General features: G+C 51.3%; 13 protein-coding genes. 12 read left to right on the top strand and 1 reads right to left on the bottom strand.

From position 1 onward, the window contains the following. Positions 1-16 precede the first annotated feature (16 nt). Genes NSQ80_RS11675 through NSQ80_RS11660 form a run of 4 tightly spaced genes read left to right on the top strand, consistent with a single transcriptional unit; the run spans position 17 to position 3813 of the window. Positions 17-1000: a branched-chain amino acid ABC transporter permease gene (locus NSQ80_RS11675; RefSeq protein WP_339299136.1), complete on the top strand. Its 984-nt coding sequence runs from the start codon at positions 17-19 to the stop codon at positions 998-1000. A gap of 10 nt (positions 1001-1010) precedes the next feature. Further along, complete coding sequence (locus NSQ80_RS11670) at positions 1011-2306, top strand: branched-chain amino acid ABC transporter permease (protein WP_339299134.1); 1296 nt, start codon at positions 1011-1013, stop codon at positions 2304-2306. Beyond that, positions 2303-3112, top strand: coding sequence for an ABC transporter ATP-binding protein (locus NSQ80_RS11665; protein ID WP_009225939.1), 810 nt, complete (start codon positions 2303-2305; stop codon positions 3110-3112). Before NSQ80_RS11670 ends, NSQ80_RS11665 begins: the two co-directional genes overlap by 4 nt. Next, on the top strand, positions 3109-3813 hold the full coding sequence (locus NSQ80_RS11660) for an ABC transporter ATP-binding protein (RefSeq protein ID WP_260070749.1): 705 nt from the start codon (positions 3109-3111) through the stop codon (positions 3811-3813). Before NSQ80_RS11665 ends, NSQ80_RS11660 begins: the two co-directional genes overlap by 4 nt. A gap of 251 nt (positions 3814-4064) precedes the next feature. Here NSQ80_RS11660 and NSQ80_RS11655 read toward each other — a convergent pair whose 3' ends face one another. Further along, complete coding sequence (locus NSQ80_RS11655; protein WP_339299132.1) at positions 4065-4658, bottom strand: hypothetical protein; 594 nt, start codon at positions 4656-4658, stop codon at positions 4065-4067. A gap of 210 nt (positions 4659-4868) precedes the next feature. Between NSQ80_RS11655 and NSQ80_RS11650 the strand changes: the two genes are divergently transcribed. The 8 genes from NSQ80_RS11650 to NSQ80_RS11615 all read left to right on the top strand — a co-directional run bounded on the left by NSQ80_RS11650 (position 4869) and on the right by NSQ80_RS11615 (position 15417). After that, entirely contained in the window at positions 4869-6530 is a 1662-nt protein-coding gene (locus NSQ80_RS11650; RefSeq protein WP_339299130.1) for a response regulator, read from the top strand. Continuing rightward, complete coding sequence (locus tag NSQ80_RS11645; protein WP_339299128.1) at positions 6527-8317, top strand: sensor histidine kinase; 1791 nt, start codon at positions 6527-6529, stop codon at positions 8315-8317. The genes NSQ80_RS11650 and NSQ80_RS11645 overlap by 4 nt, the downstream gene beginning before the upstream one ends. Then, positions 8314-9303 (top strand): substrate-binding domain-containing protein, encoded by a 990-nt coding sequence (locus NSQ80_RS11640; protein WP_009225944.1) that lies wholly within the window; start codon positions 8314-8316, stop codon positions 9301-9303. The genes NSQ80_RS11645 and NSQ80_RS11640 overlap by 4 nt, the downstream gene beginning before the upstream one ends. A 270-nt stretch (positions 9304-9573) precedes the next feature. Next, positions 9574-10611, top strand: a complete 1038-nt coding sequence (locus NSQ80_RS11635; protein WP_009225945.1) for a galactose ABC transporter substrate-binding protein — start codon at positions 9574-9576, stop codon at positions 10609-10611. A 168-nt stretch (positions 10612-10779) separates the two neighbouring features. After that, entirely contained in the window at positions 10780-12285 is a 1506-nt protein-coding gene (locus NSQ80_RS11630; RefSeq protein ID WP_009225946.1) for a sugar ABC transporter ATP-binding protein, read from the top strand. Between the two features lie 22 nt (positions 12286-12307). Beyond that, entirely contained in the window at positions 12308-13318 is a 1011-nt protein-coding gene (gene mglC, locus NSQ80_RS11625) for a galactose/methyl galactoside ABC transporter permease MglC (RefSeq protein WP_036645890.1), read from the top strand. 150 nt (positions 13319-13468) lie between these two features. Next, positions 13469-14005 carry a CAP domain-containing protein gene (locus tag NSQ80_RS11620; RefSeq protein WP_009225948.1) on the top strand — a complete coding sequence of 179 codons (537 nt, stop codon included), beginning with the start codon at positions 13469-13471 and terminating at the stop codon, positions 14003-14005. 740 nt (positions 14006-14745) lie between these two features. After that, positions 14746-15417 (top strand): PspA/IM30 family protein, encoded by a 672-nt coding sequence (locus tag NSQ80_RS11615; protein ID WP_260070754.1) that lies wholly within the window; start codon positions 14746-14748, stop codon positions 15415-15417. Positions 15418-15438: the final 21 nt, after the last annotated feature.

The following is a 15438-nucleotide window of genomic DNA, read 5'->3' as shown; positions in this document are numbered from 1 at the left end:
GAAGGGGTAAGGACAAATGGATATGATCCTGCAAACACTCCCCCAGGTTTTGGTGGACGGATTAACGTTAGGTGCAGTCTACGCGGTGGTGGCCATCGGCTATACGATGGTCTACGGCATACTCGAATTTATTAATTTCGCGCATGGGGAAATCTTTATGACCGGCGCGTTTGTGGGCACCGCAGTCTTGCTGACGATGAACTCGGTCGGTTGGCTCAGCGGGCTGCCCGCCGCACTTGCTTATTTTCTGATCCTGGCGATGGCGATGCTGTCAACCGGGTTGCTGGGGATCGGTATCGAGCGGGTGGCTTATCGCCCGCTCCGCCGGGCTCCCAAGCTCATCTCATTGATTTCAGCGATCGGGGTATCCTTTCTGCTGCAGGACATCGTCCGATTTATCGCGGATCTCCGTACCGGAAATTTTATCGTTACCGGCATTTCACTTTACGGGGAAAATCTGAAGCTAGGCGCATCCTCCTTATGGAGCGGGTTTGACGACGCCTTTCTAAAGTCGAATACGATCATTGTTGTGGCGGTGGCCGTCGTTCTGATGGCGGGGCTTGATTTTTTCGTAAACCGTACCAAGTGGGGAACCGCCATGCGGGCGGTAGCCCAGGACCGGGAGACGGCGTCGCTGATGTCCATTAATGTCAATAAGGTGATTGCGCTGACTTTCTTTATCGGATCGGCGCTTGGCGGCGGGACCGGCGTTCTGTTCGCCCAGCAGTATGGCACCATCGATCCATATATCGGGTTTATCCTGGGGATGAAGGCCTTCACCGCAGCGGTACTTGGCGGCATTGGCAATATCCGGGGTGCCATGTTTGGCGGATTGTTCATTGGCGTACTGGAAATGTTCTCGTCCGCGAACCTGTCCGTCATCACAGGCGGCGCGCTGGGCGGGGAGTATAAAGACGTCGTCGCTTTTCTGATCCTGATCGCGGTGCTCATTTTCAAGCCGGAAGGGTTATTCGGCAAAGCCGTGAAAGAGAAAGTGTAGGTGATCTGCCATGAATCAACTGAAGCTCTGGCTGGGCCAAAGCCAACTTGCCCAAGCTTTGTTATTTACAATGTTTGTCATTGTTACGGCGGCAAGCGTATATTTTTCGAATAAATCGGTAATCGCCTTTCTCCTCTTACTTGGCTCCTTGCTGCTGCTGTATTTGACGACCTTCCGAACCTCGATCAAATGGGCGGTTGGCGCGGCGCTGCTGCTGGTGGTCATTCCGTTTGCTACTTCCGGCGGCCCGGCCCATCAGTCGTATATGGAGGTGGCTACGCAGTGCGGCATTTACATCGCGATGGCGTTAGGGCTGAACATCGTCGTCGGATTCGCCGGACTGCTCGACCTTGGCTTTGTTGCGTTCTTCGCGGTTGGAGCTTATACGTACGCCATTTTTGCCACGCCGCAGGCCAACGAGTTTATCTCCGGCCAGCTGTTTCCGCTGCCTGGAGGCGCGTTCTGGATCTTCATCGTGCTTGGCGGCTTTATGGCTGCGTTGTTTGGGCTGCTGCTTGGTTTGCCGGTACTGCGGGTCAAGGGCGACTATCTGGCGATCGTTACGCTTGGGTTCGGGGAAATTATCCGGATTATTTTTAACAACTTGGATAAACCGGTGAATATTACGAACGGGGCGATGGGGTTGGCCTCGATTCAGCCGCCGAGCTTGTTTGGTCTATCCTTTACGTTTCCGAACCAGTTTTACTTTATCGTCCTTTTTATATTGGCGATCGTCATTTTCGGCGTGAAACGGTTGGAGCATTCCCGGCTGGGACGGGCTTGGAAGGCGATTCGGGAGAACGAGATCGCCGCACAATCGATGGGCATTCCGCTCATCCGCACCAAACTGACTGCTTTTGCGATTGGCGCTTCCTTTTCCGGCATGATGGGAGTGGTGTTTGCGGCGAAGCAAACGTTTATCGATCCGACGAGCTTTACGCTGCTTGAATCGATTACGATTCTGGTGATGGTGCTGCTGGGCGGCATGGGCAGCGTGCCTGGCGTCATACTCGGCGCGGCATTGGTTACAATTTTGAATTTACAGGTGCTGACGGAGCTCACCAACTGGTTAAACCAGTTGACACTGCAGGGAGTCATCCAACTTCCCAGCTCGATTTCGCCTTCCAAGATGCAACGCCTGATCTTTGGTGTAACCCTGTTACTCGTCGCCATCTTCAGGCCAAACGGCTTGATCACCGCCAAGAACAAGAAGGTGGATGCCGAGCGGCTTAAGGCGCAGCGTTCCGGCAATACGTTATCCATTTTGCCGCCGGCCAATCAACAAAGCGGAGGTGTGAGCCAATGACGACGATTCTGAAGGTAAGCAAGCTCGTGAAGCGCTTTGGCGGACTGACGGCGGTTGGAGGCGTCGACTTTGCGTTTCCCCGCGGCAAAATTTCCGCTGTAATTGGCCCAAACGGCGCCGGGAAAACGACCTTTTTTAACATGATCACCGGCATTTATACCCCGGACGAAGGCGCGATTGAGTTGGATGGTGAGTCTATCGTTGGCGTCAAGCCCCATCAGGTCGTCAGTCTGGGAATCGCCCGGACGTTCCAAAATATCCGCCTGTTTGGCAGCATGACCGTGCTGGAAAATGTGATGGTTGGCATGCATACCCATCTGAAGACAGGAATCTTCGGTACGCTGCTCTCGCTGCCCCGAGCCAGACATGAGGAGGAACAGGTGCATCAAGAGGCTTACCGTTTGCTGGAGTTCGTCGGGCTGCAAGAGCTGCTGAACGAACAGGCGGCGAGCCTGCCGTACGGCGCGCAGCGGCGGCTCGAAATCGCCCGGGCGCTGGCGGCGAAGCCGAAAGTGCTGCTCCTGGACGAACCAGCCGCCGGGATGAACCCGCGCGAGACAACCGAGTTGATCAGCTTGATCCGGCGCATTCAGGAGGAAACGGGGATGACGATCATCCTGATCGAGCATGACATGAAGCTGGTGATGGAGTTATCCGAGCATATCCTGGTGCTTGATTACGGAACGAAAATCGCGGAAGGCGGGCCGGATCATATTCGTTCCCACCCTAAAGTGATTGAAGCTTATTTGGGCAAAAGCGCGGTTCAAGGCAGCGGCGAAACCGTCCGATTCGAGGTGATATCATGAGCTTGCTGGAGCTGAAAGAGGTTCACGCCTATTATGGAGCGATCGAAGCTTTAAAAGGCATATCCTTAACCGTAGAGGAAGGGGAGATCGTTTCGTTGATCGGCTCCAACGGAGCCGGTAAGTCCACGACGCTCAAGGCGATTTGCGGCCAGGTGAACACGACCGGCACCATCCGCTTTAACGGTACGGAGATGTCCAACTTACCCCCGCATCAAGCGGCGTTGGCGGGGATCGCACATGTGCCGGAAGGACGGCGGATCTTCCCGCGGTTGACGGTGAAGGAGAATCTGGAGATGGGCGCTTTTTCCGTGAGGGACAAGAAGGTGATCAAGCAGCGGATGGAGCGGGTGTTCGACCATTTCCCGCGCCTTAGGGAACGGATGGCGCAAACGGGCGGGACGATGAGCGGCGGGGAGCAGCAAATGCTGGCCATCGGCCGGGCCATGATGATGCAGCCAAAAATTCTGTTGTTGGACGAACCGTCGATGGGGCTTGCTCCGATTATCGTCGAGCAAATTTTCGAGATGATCCAGCAGTTAAACCGCGAGGGGATGACGGTGCTGCTCGTCGAGCAAAACGCTTTTCAAGCGCTGCAAATCGCGCACCGCGGCTATGTGATGCAAACCGGAGAAATCTTGATGGAGGACGAAGCCGATTTGTTGCTCTCCAATGAGCAGGTGAAGGAAGCTTATTTGGCTTAGCCCTGCTGCAGGTCGATCCCTATCGTTGTCCGGACACTTTTTGCACGATTATCCCATTGGATCAGGAGAATGTAAAACTGATTAGATAGAATAAGAGAGCGAAGAAACAGAGAGTACAGTCCCTCCTTATCAAAAGGGATAATCCTGCAAAGGAGCACGGAGAGTAAGTACCTTATGGCTAACGAAAAAATCCTTCCGAATTCAGATTAAACCACGTAGCCTAAACTACGTGGTTTTTGTTTTGCCGAATATTAATTTGCCGCATAATACCGGCTTTGCTCGTATGCTGCTGCCGTGCGGCGCGAATAGCAGTACCGCTCGCGGTACGTATCGAGGCGCCCGCGGAACTCGAGCTGGAGGTGCGGACAGCCGCAAAGATCGGACGGCGTTGTTAATCCCGCGGATTTCTCCAGAAGGTTGACGCCGGCTTCTTGGAATACCCGGCTGACGAACTGAGAACAGAAGAAAGAATTTTTTCCGCCAAGCTCCATATTTAAGATGATCCCTAAGAGTCCCAAGAAATTATAGGTGTAAAGCTCGTCGTTATCCTCGAAGGTTTTCACAAAATTTCGCATGCGCATGTAATTCTCCGCGCTAACCTTGCAGCTGTATACAGCGCAGGTTGCTTTCTCGAATACTCCGGAATGAATGTCCTCTCTGACGAAGCCGCCAAAGATAGGGATGAAAGGGTGTTTGCGCCCGAAGCTGTAAACCTCACGCAGCTCGGGATCAAATGCGATCGAGGCATGATTGTAAGGCGCTCTTGTATATAGGCCGATCATTTTGGCCACAAGTGTTGTCGGATTGCTTAGCAGGACATAAATTTTCTTCTCATTGTTCATCATTTCGACCACCATTTACTGTTGATGATAGTTCCATTGAATATTAACATGGTACTTGGATTATGGGAATCCCAAAACGGACCGAAGGCGGAAAACAAACTAGACTAAGGTCTTGGTTCCTTCTAGCCGCTCCGTGTGATCCGTAATTTACTTTTGCGGACCGATACGTTAAAATCGGGGGGAAATCAGGGCATGGAAGAGGATGGTCCATCGATGTATAAATTGATCTTAGCCGATGATGAAGAAGATGTGCGGGAAGGCCTATTAGGCCTAATCGATTGGGAAGGTCTCGGTTACGTCGTCCAAGAGACGGCGGAGAACGGCAAGGAAGCGGTTGAGCTCGTGGAGAAGCATGCGCCGGACGTTGTGGTGACGGATATTCAAATGCCGTTTATGAACGGATTGCAGCTCTCCGAGTGGATCCGTGAACGGTATCCGGCAACGAAGATCATCATATTAACCGGATACGAGGAATTTGAATATGCACAGAAGGCCATCCGACTGGGAATCGATGAATATGTTTTGAAACCGTTTTCGGCAGGAGAATTGGCCGAAATTTTACGTAAGGTGAAGCTGCAGCTCGATGAGGAAGTGGCTGCGAAGGAAAATGTGCAGCTGCTGACCGAGCACTACCGTAAAAATCTGCCGATCCTGCAAAGTCTATTTTTGTCTTCACTCGTATCCCGGCGGCTGCAAGAAGCGGAAATTCGTGAGAAATGCGAGCATTATGATCTAGACCTCAGCGGGGATCGATACATGGTTTCTGCGATCCGCATCGATTCCGCGCCAGCTTGGCGGGGATCAGACGGAAGCCACGAACCCGGTAACGGTACAGCGTTGTCTCTGAAAGATACGAATGACACCCAGCTGCAGCTTTTTGCTGTCTTTAACATTGCGGAGGAAATCGTCCGGCTCCATCCGAAAGGCAGGGCATTCATCCATCATGACGAGGTGGTGGTGCTCAGCGTAGGGGAACCCGGTGCGGACAAACCGCTTGCGGATCAAACGCTGCAATTATTGGAAGAAATCCGTTTTAGCGTGGAGCGCTTCCTCAAGCTGACGGTGACGATTGGCGCCGGTTCTGAGGTGGGGCAATTAAGCGAGCTTGCCGGCTCCTATGAAGAGGCGGTGAAGGCACTCGATTACCGCGTCATTCTCGGGGGAAACAAAGTGATTTGGATTGAGGACGTGGAATCGCGGCAAACGGACCCGTTGTCGTTGGATGAGATGAAGGAGAAAGAGCTGGTCCGTTGCTTGAAGGTTGGCAGTGACCAGGAGCTGGTTAATCTTCTGGAGGAACTGTTCAAGGCATTAACGGACAGCAAAGCATCGTATCAAGACTTCCAAGTGTATTTGCTGGAGTTGTTGACCGCAGTGATCAAGGTCGCCAAGGACATCCGTGTTGACCTCGACAAATTGTTTGGAGATGGGGCTGGATTTCTCGGACAGTTCGTCAAATTTTCGCATGCCGATGAAGCAAAAGCCTGGTTCCTGGATATATGCATGAAGCTGAAGCAATCCATCGCCACGGACAGGCAGTCCAGCTACAACAAGCTGGTGGACGAGGCGAAGGAATATATTTTGGCGCATTACGGTGACCATGAAATTTCCATCGCTAAGGTATGTCAGCATCTCCATATCAGTACCGGGTATTTCAGTAACATTTTCAAGAAAGAAACGAAGACGACCTTTGTCAATTACCTGATGGGCGTACGGATGGATGCCGCGCAGGACCTGCTGGCAACGACGGATCTGAAGGCTTTTGAGATCGCCGAGCGCGTGGGGTTTGCCGATCCGAACTATTTCAGCTTCTGCTTCCGCAAAAAATTCGGCATCTCCCCGAAAGAATATCGTATCGGAGCGAGAAGCTCATGAAGTTGTGGCGTTCGTTCACGCGTCTGTTTCAAGGGTTTCATGTTCGTAATATTCAGGTGCTTATTTCTCTATCTTCGATTACCGTTACCGTATTGGCGGTTGTATTAGTCACGACGTTGCTATACAACCGCTTCTCTAAGGTTGCGGAAGAGAACGTTTACTTAAGCCTGGAGCAAATTATTGAACAGGTTCATTCCAACCTGGAGCTGTATGTCAGCGGGATGCAGGATATTTTTGACCTCGTGGAGCAAAAAATCTCCGTTTCCCCCAACTTGCCCACCAACGATCAGCTTGGAGAACAGTTGCAGACCGTACTCAGTACTCGCGAAGATCTGGTCTCCATGGCGCTGTTTACCGAGGATGGGAAGCTGGTGCGCAACGTGCCGACGCTTCCGATGCGGCAAAACACACGGCTGCAGGAGCAATTATGGTTCGAATCTGCGGTTCAGAATCCCGGGAAGCTGCAATTTACTCCGCCGCATATTCAGAACCTGTTCAAATGGCAGTACCGCTGGGTCGTATCCATGAGCAAAACCGTGGACTACCGGGATCAAGGCCAGATGAAGCAAGGCGTATTGGTGATTGATATCAACTTCCGTACCATCGACGAACTTAGCGGGCGGATCAGCTTAGGCAAAAAAGGGTACGTGTACATCATAGACGCCGTGGGAAATATCGTATACCATCCGCAGCAACAGCTCATTTATGCCGGGTTGAAATATGAAAATCTGGAGCCGGTGCTGAATTATTCGTATGGCCGTTATTACGATGAGTTGGAAGGGGAGCCGCGGATCATTACAATTCAGACCGTAAAGCCGGCTGGCTGGAAAATCGTTGGGGTGGCTTATGCGGATGAATTTTTGACGACGAAACGGGAAGTTGGCGACTTTTTGTCCTGGTTTTTACCTCTGGCCATCGCCATCATTCTGTTCATCAGCATTTATGTTTCGGCCCGGATCTCGCAGCCGATTCGCAAGCTTGAACGCTCGGTTCAAATGGTGGAACGCGGAGACTTCGGAACAAATGTCTATGTTAGTGGCGCTTATGAGGTGGAGCAGCTGTCCAAACGGTTTAACTTGATGCTGCGCCGGATCCGCGAGCTGATGGATCAGATCATCCAGGAGCAGGAAGCCAAACGCAAGAGTGAGCTGGATGTGCTGCAGTCGCAAATCAACCCACATTTTCTCTATAACACGTTAAATTCGGTCACCCGGCTGGCCGAGCTGGGACGGAACGAGGAGGTCGTGACGACGATTACGTCCTTGTCGCGGTTTTTCCGGATCAGCTTGAGCCAGGGGAAACATATCATCAGCGTGCAGGACGAGTTGGAGCATGTGCGGCATTATTTGATCATTCAAACGATCCGGTTCAAGAACAAGTTCCGGTATGAGATACGGGCGGATGAAGCTGCGTTGAAATGCTCGACCTTAAAGCTGATCTTGCAGCCGCTTGTCGAAAATGCCATCCATCACGGGATCGAAAAATCGGCCGAGCAAGGATTCATTGACATCGAGGCCCGTTTGGAAGGAGAAAACCTGATCTTCCGGATCCGTGACAACGGCATCGGCATGTCTCCCGATACGGTGGAGAAGCTGTTCAGTGGAAACATCCGCAGCGAAAGCGGCTCAGGGGTGGGGGTACGAAACGTGCAGGAACGCATCACGCTCTATTACGGCCCTGGTTACGGGCTTCATTTCGAAAGTGAACCGGAGGAAGGCACGACGGTCACGATTACGATCCCGGCTGTACAGCCGGAAAGTCTGGAACAAGGCGGGATGCAGTCATGAAGCGGTTGCCGAAGTGCATCTATCGAGCTGGCATTCTGTTGATGGCAGGAGCGCTGATCACTTTGCTGTCCTCCTGCGGAGGTCCCGGGAGCGGGGCGGATCATCAGCAAATTTACGACGTGGACATGATCGTCAAGATGGATCGCGGCGATTATTGGAAAACGACCAAGCTGGGGGCGGAGGTCGCGGCCAAGGAGTTTAATGTCCGGTTGAATTTTGTCGCCCCGGAGAACGAAAACGATGTCGAAGGCCAAATTCGCCTGATGGAAGAGGCGATTGAGCGGCGTCCGGACGCCATCATCCTGGCGGCTTCCGACTATGAAGCGCTGGGGCAGGTGACGGACCGGACATCCTATTACGACATCCCGGTCATTTCAATGGATTCGGAGGTCGCTTCCACCAAGGTAAAGACGTTCGTGGGGACAAACAATTACGAGGCCGGCCAGAAAGCGGCCGAACGCTTGGTCGATCTCACCGGGCCTGTGAGCGAAATCGGGATTATTAATTTTGTGAAAGGCGCCCGTAACGCCAACCAGCGTGAGGAAGGCTTCCTTGATTACGTCGCACGCTTTCCCGATGTCCATGTCGTCGATATTCAGTATTGCGGGTCGGACGAGTATCTCGCCTACAAGCTGACGGCGGATATGCTGAAGCGGTTCCCGAATCTGAACGGCATCGTTTCACTAAGCGCCGAATCTTCGATTGGCGCAGGCCGGGCCGTCGACGAGCTTGGATACGGCGGCAAGGTGAAGATGATCGCCTTCGATAATCCGCCGGAGATGCTTGAACTCCTGCAGGAGGAAAAGGTGCAGGCGATGGTCGTACAGAACCCGTTCAACAACGGGTACATGGCGGTTGCTGCCGCTGTCCAGGCGGCCCGCGGCGAGAAGCTTGAGGATCGAATCCCAACGGATACGAAGCTGATCGACCTGAATAATATGCTGTGGCCTGAAAACCAGAAGCTTCTGTTTCCGTTCGTGAAATGAGTGAAGTGGACGGTTGGCGTAGCCAAGTTGTTCTAGAGTTGAAGCTGGGACGAGCAAACAGCAAGTGGTTACCGGGAATCCGGGGCGCTTGCTGTTTGATGTTTTTTTGCGACTATCGATATAAGGATTTAGATATTTAATTCGACATCATCAGAATTTTGATAGAAAAATCTTAGAATTTTGGATTCGCAAGGTGCCCGAAACCATGCATAATGAAAACGTATCCAAGAGGATATCACTTAGAAATACACTTTCAGGAGGTCAAAAAATATGAAGAAGCTTACAACGGTCATGCTGGCTGCAGCCATGCTGGGAGCGACGATGGTCGGATGCTCCAACAGCAGCGATAAAGAGAGCAGCGGAGGAAATGGGGGTTCTACTCCAAACGTAGGTGTGGCGATTTACAAATTTGACGATACGTTTATGACAGGCGTTCGTAACTCGATCGAGAAAAATGCTGACGGGATCGCGAAAGTGGACATCGTTGACAGCCAAAACTCCCAGCCTACGCAAAACGATAAAATCGACTTGTTCTTGACGAAGAAGACGAATGCGCTGATTGTTAACCCGGTTGACCGGACGGCAGCAGGCGTCATTATCGACAAAGCTAAAGCGAAGGACACACCGGTTGTATTCTTGAACCGCGAACCGTTGCCGGAAGATATGAAGAAATGGGATAAAGTTTACTACGTTGGTGCGAGAGCTGAAGAATCCGGTACACTGTCCGGTCAAATCATCGTGGACTACTGGAAAGCTCATCCGGAAGCAGATAAGAATGGTGACGGCGTGCTGCAATACGTTATGCTGAAGGGCGAACCTGGACACCAAGATGCTGAGCTGCGTACGCAATATTCGGTCCAAGCGATTGAAGATGCCGGCATTAAGGTCGAAAAAGTTGCTGAAGACACAGCCATGTGGGACCGCGTAAAAGGCCAAGAGAAAATGGCAGCCTTCCTGGCCGCAAATGGCGATAAAATTGAAGCCGTACTTGCGAACAACGATGACATGGCACTCGGCGCGATCGAAGCTCTGAAAGCTGCTGGTTACTTCACGGGTGACAAATACATGCCGGTTGTAGGCGTTGACGCAACGGCACCAGCCCTGCAAGCGCTTGAACAAGGTACATTGCTGGGTACGGTTCTGAACGATGCGGAGAACCAAGGGAAAGCAGCGGTTATCCTGGCTTCCTTGCTGGCCAAAGGCGAAGCGATCAGCAAAGACAACGTAGGTTTTGATATCACCGACAATCAATATGTGTGGATTCCATACCAAAAAGTAACGAAGGAAAACGCTGCTGAATTCAAATAAGAGTACGGCGAGCAGGTCAATCAGCAGGACTTCTCATATTCGCTAGAACAACATGGGAGGTTCGATGCCGAAAGGTACGGACCTCCTGTTTTTTCACAGGGGATAGGAACACAGGAGGAAACGATGCTGTGCCTCTAAAGCGGAAGAAATGATCAGGGGGCGAAAACCATGTCTGAATATATGCTCGAAATGAAGGGCATTACCAAGGAATTTCCCGGCGTTAAAGCGCTGGATGGCGTAACACTGCAGGTTCGACCGGGTACCGTTCATGCGCTGATGGGCGAGAATGGGGCCGGCAAATCCACGCTGATGAAATGTCTGTTCGGGATTTATAAGCCGGACAGCGGTGAAATTTATTTGAATGGTCAAAAAGCGGAAATCAACAATTCCAGCGATGCGCTGAAGCTTGGGGTCTCGATGATTCACCAAGAGCTGCATCCGGTACCTTTCCGCAATGTGATGGAAAATATCTGGCTCGGACGTTTCCCGATGAAAGGATGGGGACCCTTCCAATTCGTCGACCATAAGAAGATGTATCAGGATACGGAAGAGCTGTTTAAACAATTAGATATTGATTTGGATCCGGATACGATTGTCGGCAAGCTGTCCGTTTCCAAAATCCAGTCGATCGAGATCGCGAAGGCGGTATCGTTTAACTCGCGGATTATCGTGATGGACGAACCTACCTCTTCCTTGACAAGCGTAGAGGTTGAGCATCTATTCCGGATCATCAACGACTTGAAGAAGCGCGGGGTGTCGATCATCTATATCTCGCACAAGATGGAGGAGATTTTGCGGATCTCCGACGATGTAACGATCATGCGTGACGGCAAGAAGATTGGGACGTGGCCAGCGTCGGAGATGACGACCGACCTCATTATTTCCAAGATGGTTGGGCGCGATCTCACGCAGCGATTCCCGGATCGCCACAACAAGCCAAACGGCGTCATTATGAAGGTAGAGCATCTGACGTCCGTCGATCCAAAATCTTTTAAAGATGTATCGTTCGAATTGCGCAAAGGGGAGATCCTTGGCGTAGGCGGTCTGGTTGGGGCGCAGCGCACCGAGTTAATCGAAGCGTTGTTTGGCCTTCGTGAAATTCAGTCCGGCACCATCTCGATTCACGGCAAAGAGGTGAAGATCCGCAGCGCCAGTGAAGCCAAAAAATACGGATTGGCGCTATTGACGGAGGAACGCCGGACAACCGGTATTTTCCCGGTATTGTCTGTTCATGAAAATGCGGCCATTGCCAACATTGACCGTTATGTGACGCCTTTTGGCCTGCTGAATGAGCGGAAGAAAAAGGCTGAAGCCAATCAAATGGTTGAGAAGCTGCGGACGAAAACACCGTCGCCTAAAACGCTGATCATGAACCTTTCGGGCGGGAATCAGCAAAAGGTGTTGCTGGCCCGTTGGTTGCTCACTAACCCGGAAATTTTACTGCTGGACGAACCGACGCGCGGGATCGACGTCGGGGCAAAATACGAAATTTATTCCATTATTGCGGATTTGGCACAGCAAGGCAAGAGCATCATCATGATTTCATCCGAGATGCCTGAACTGCTTGGGATGTCCGACCGTGTCATGGTAATGTCCGAAGGCCGTCTGACGGGAATATTGGATGGAGATAAGGCTACGGAAGAAGAAATTATGCGTCTGGCAGCCCAGCACTAAGGATTTGAAGGAGGAGAAAATCATGAATACAAAGAAAATTCAGAGCTTTGTGACCGAAAATGCCATTTATATCGTTTTGGCCGTGCTGCTTATCGGCATCGCCGCTTATGATCCAAGCTTTATCGGACTAAATACGTTTCGCGATATTTTGATCCAATCGTCCACCCGGGTTATCATCGCCCTTGGGGTTGCGTTTATCCTCATTACCGGCGGTACCGACTTGTCCGCGGGCCGGATGGTCGGATTGACGGCTGTCGTCTCTGCCTCCATGCTGCAAGAGGTCGATTATGCCCGTCGCTTTTTCCCGAACCTGCCGGAGCTTCCGTTGTTTGTACCGATTTTGATCGCAATTGTTGTAGGTCTGATCTTTGGTCTGATCAACGGGATTATCGTATCCAAGTTTAAGGTTCCGCCGTTTATCGCTACACTGGGCACCATGGTTGCCATCTACGGGATCAACTCCCTATATTTCGATACGGAGCCGAACCAATCCCAGCCGATCGGCGGATTGCGCGACGACTTTACAACGTTAGGTTCAGGTTCATTGTTCAGTAACTGGAGCTTCTCGATTCCATATATCGTCATTATTGCGATTGTCGTTTGTGCGATCGTTTGGGTCATGTTCAATAAAACCCGGCTTGGCAAAAATATGTACGCCATCGGCGGCAACCAGCAAGCTGCGAAAGTATCGGGGATTAACGTCTCCAAAAACTTGATTATGATCTACTCGATCGCCGGGGCGCTTTACGGCTTGGCTGGTGTGCTGGAAGCAGCCAGAACCGGCGGTGCTACGAACAACTACGGGAACATGTACGAGCTTGATGCGATCGCAGCCTGCGTCGTGGGGGGCGTATCCACCACCGGCGGGATTGGTACGGTTCCAGGCATTATGGCTGGCGTGCTGATCTTTACGGTCATCAACTATGGCTTGACGTTCGTAGGCGTAGGTCCTTACTGGCAACAAATCATCAAAGGTGCAATCATCGTTGCTGCGGTAGCGTTCGATATGCGGAAATACGCAAGCAAGAAATAAGGTCTTTTAGGGTTAAGTGAAGGGCGGCTTTTGTGCCGTCCTTTTTTCCATTTTTTACGCAAGCGGAAGCCGTCGAAATATGTTAAAATGTGACAAGAATCATAAGACAAGAATCGGCGATAGGAAATCGGCTGGGGGGAGCAAGCCATCATGAAGAAGTGGAGCAAAATCGGTTTGTCCGGGCTGCTGATTGCAGCCTTGGTTTTGGTTATGACGACGTGGCAAGGAGGAACTGGATTCGGTACGGATACTGCGTATGCCGCAGCTGCCGCCAGCAATTCCTCGAAGTCGCTTGCAGCGGTCTACCTGAAGATCCAGACACAGAACGCGTCCAAGGTAGTTGAACTCGTCAACCAGGAGCGTAAGAAAGCCGGTCTGAAGCCGCTGATCGTACATACCAATTTGACCAAAATGGCCAAAACCAAAGCCATCGACATGTTCAAAACCGCGTATTTCAGCCATACATCACCGAAATACGGCTCTCCCTTCGACATGATGGACGCGTTCAACATTACCTACATCTACGCAGGAGAGAACATCGGCAAAGGGCAACGCACCGCTGAGGAAGTGGTCAAGGATTGGATGGAGAGTCCCGGCCATAAGGCGAATATCCTCAACCCTAAATACAAGCTGATCGGCGTCGGGTATTATAATGGGTATTGGGTGCAGGAGTTTATTGGGAAATAGGAAGTTCCCTTCATCCTATTGCTGATCCACGAAAAAGGATAACGACCACGAGCCGCTCTTGTCCGCCGTTTGTCCATCGATGAGAGGGAAGGAAGACAAGCGGCTCCCAAATGCGGACGTAAACTCCCTTAGGTTCGTTATTCTTTTTCTTCAAGCAATAGGACGCTGGAAATGTGGGCGGATGCAGGAAGAGCCCGGCTAGACAGCCGGGCTCTTTGATGTATTTTAGCGGAGTCTGGGGAGCGAAAAGTGTGTTTGAGCAGTCGGCTGACGGACCAACGTAGAGTGATTCAACGGGATAATGGAGTTTTAGCGGAACTGAGAGACGCTATTTGGCTCTAGGTGCATGATTGGGAATTCTAACGGAACGAGGAGACCTTATTCGGGTGAATTTGGCTCTATTGGGTCCATTTTGAGGTGAATAACGGCTTCTGGTTCCGTTAGAACGGGAAATGACCGGGAAATGTTTAAATAACGTCTCTACGTTCCGTTAGAGATCAGGTGCGGGAGAAACGCATTGGTCGCCTTTGGGAGCGGATTTCTACAGTGTTGGAGTTTACTGAATCCAAGAAATCCGCGAGCAACAGCGATCGTAAGAACATTTCACCCGGCGGCCACCAAAGCTCTTTAAATCAATCTTTCATGCTCATCGTCTAATCCGAGATATTTTATTGAAACCTCCCGAACTTTGCAGCGTAAACATAAGCATAATCTGATATTTTAATCGGGAGGAAAAGCAAATGTCCATTTTCAAAAGATTACGCGATTTGACCATGTCTAATATCAACGCTTTGATCGACAAAGCGGAAGATCCGATCAAATTGACCGACCAATATATCCGGGATATGCAAGAAGATCTCGAAGATGCGGAGAAGGCGGTTGCCGCCCAAATCGCGATTGAGAAGAAGTTTAAAGGCTTGTATGAAGAGCAGCAAGCGTTGGTCGAGCGGCGTACCCAGCAGGCGCATCAGGCGGCTCAAGCGCAAAACGTTGACCTGGCTCGCCGCGCACTTGAAGAGAAGAAAGCCGCTGAGGCAAAAATGGCGGAATACAAGGCAAGCTACGAGCAAAACAAAGCCGCTGCCGACAATCTTCGGGCGAAGCTTGAGGAAATGCGCAAACAGCTGACGGAAATGAAGAATAAACGCGAAACGTTGGTTGCCAGATACAATGCAGCTAAAGCGCAAAATGAAATCAACAAGACGATGTCCGGGTTTAACTCCGATTCCGCGGCAAACGGCCTGAAGCGGATGGAAGAGAAGATGCTGCAAATGGAAGCCCAAGCCGAAGCCAGCAATGAGCTGAACTCTAAGGCTAAATCCTTGGATGAAGAGTTCGAAAGCCTGAACAAGGATGCTGCCGTGGAAGCAGAATTGGCCGAGCTGATGAAGCTATATGAGGATAAAAAATAAGCGACTTGATTCTAAAGTGAG

Origin of the sequence: Paenibacillus sp. FSL K6-2441 (genome assembly GCF_037964765.1) — a bacterium.
Taxonomy (GTDB): domain Bacteria; phylum Bacillota; class Bacilli; order Paenibacillales; family Paenibacillaceae; genus Fontibacillus; species Fontibacillus phoenicis.
Note: the sequence above shows the minus strand (reverse complement) of the source record. Positions and strands in the feature narration are given on the sequence as shown.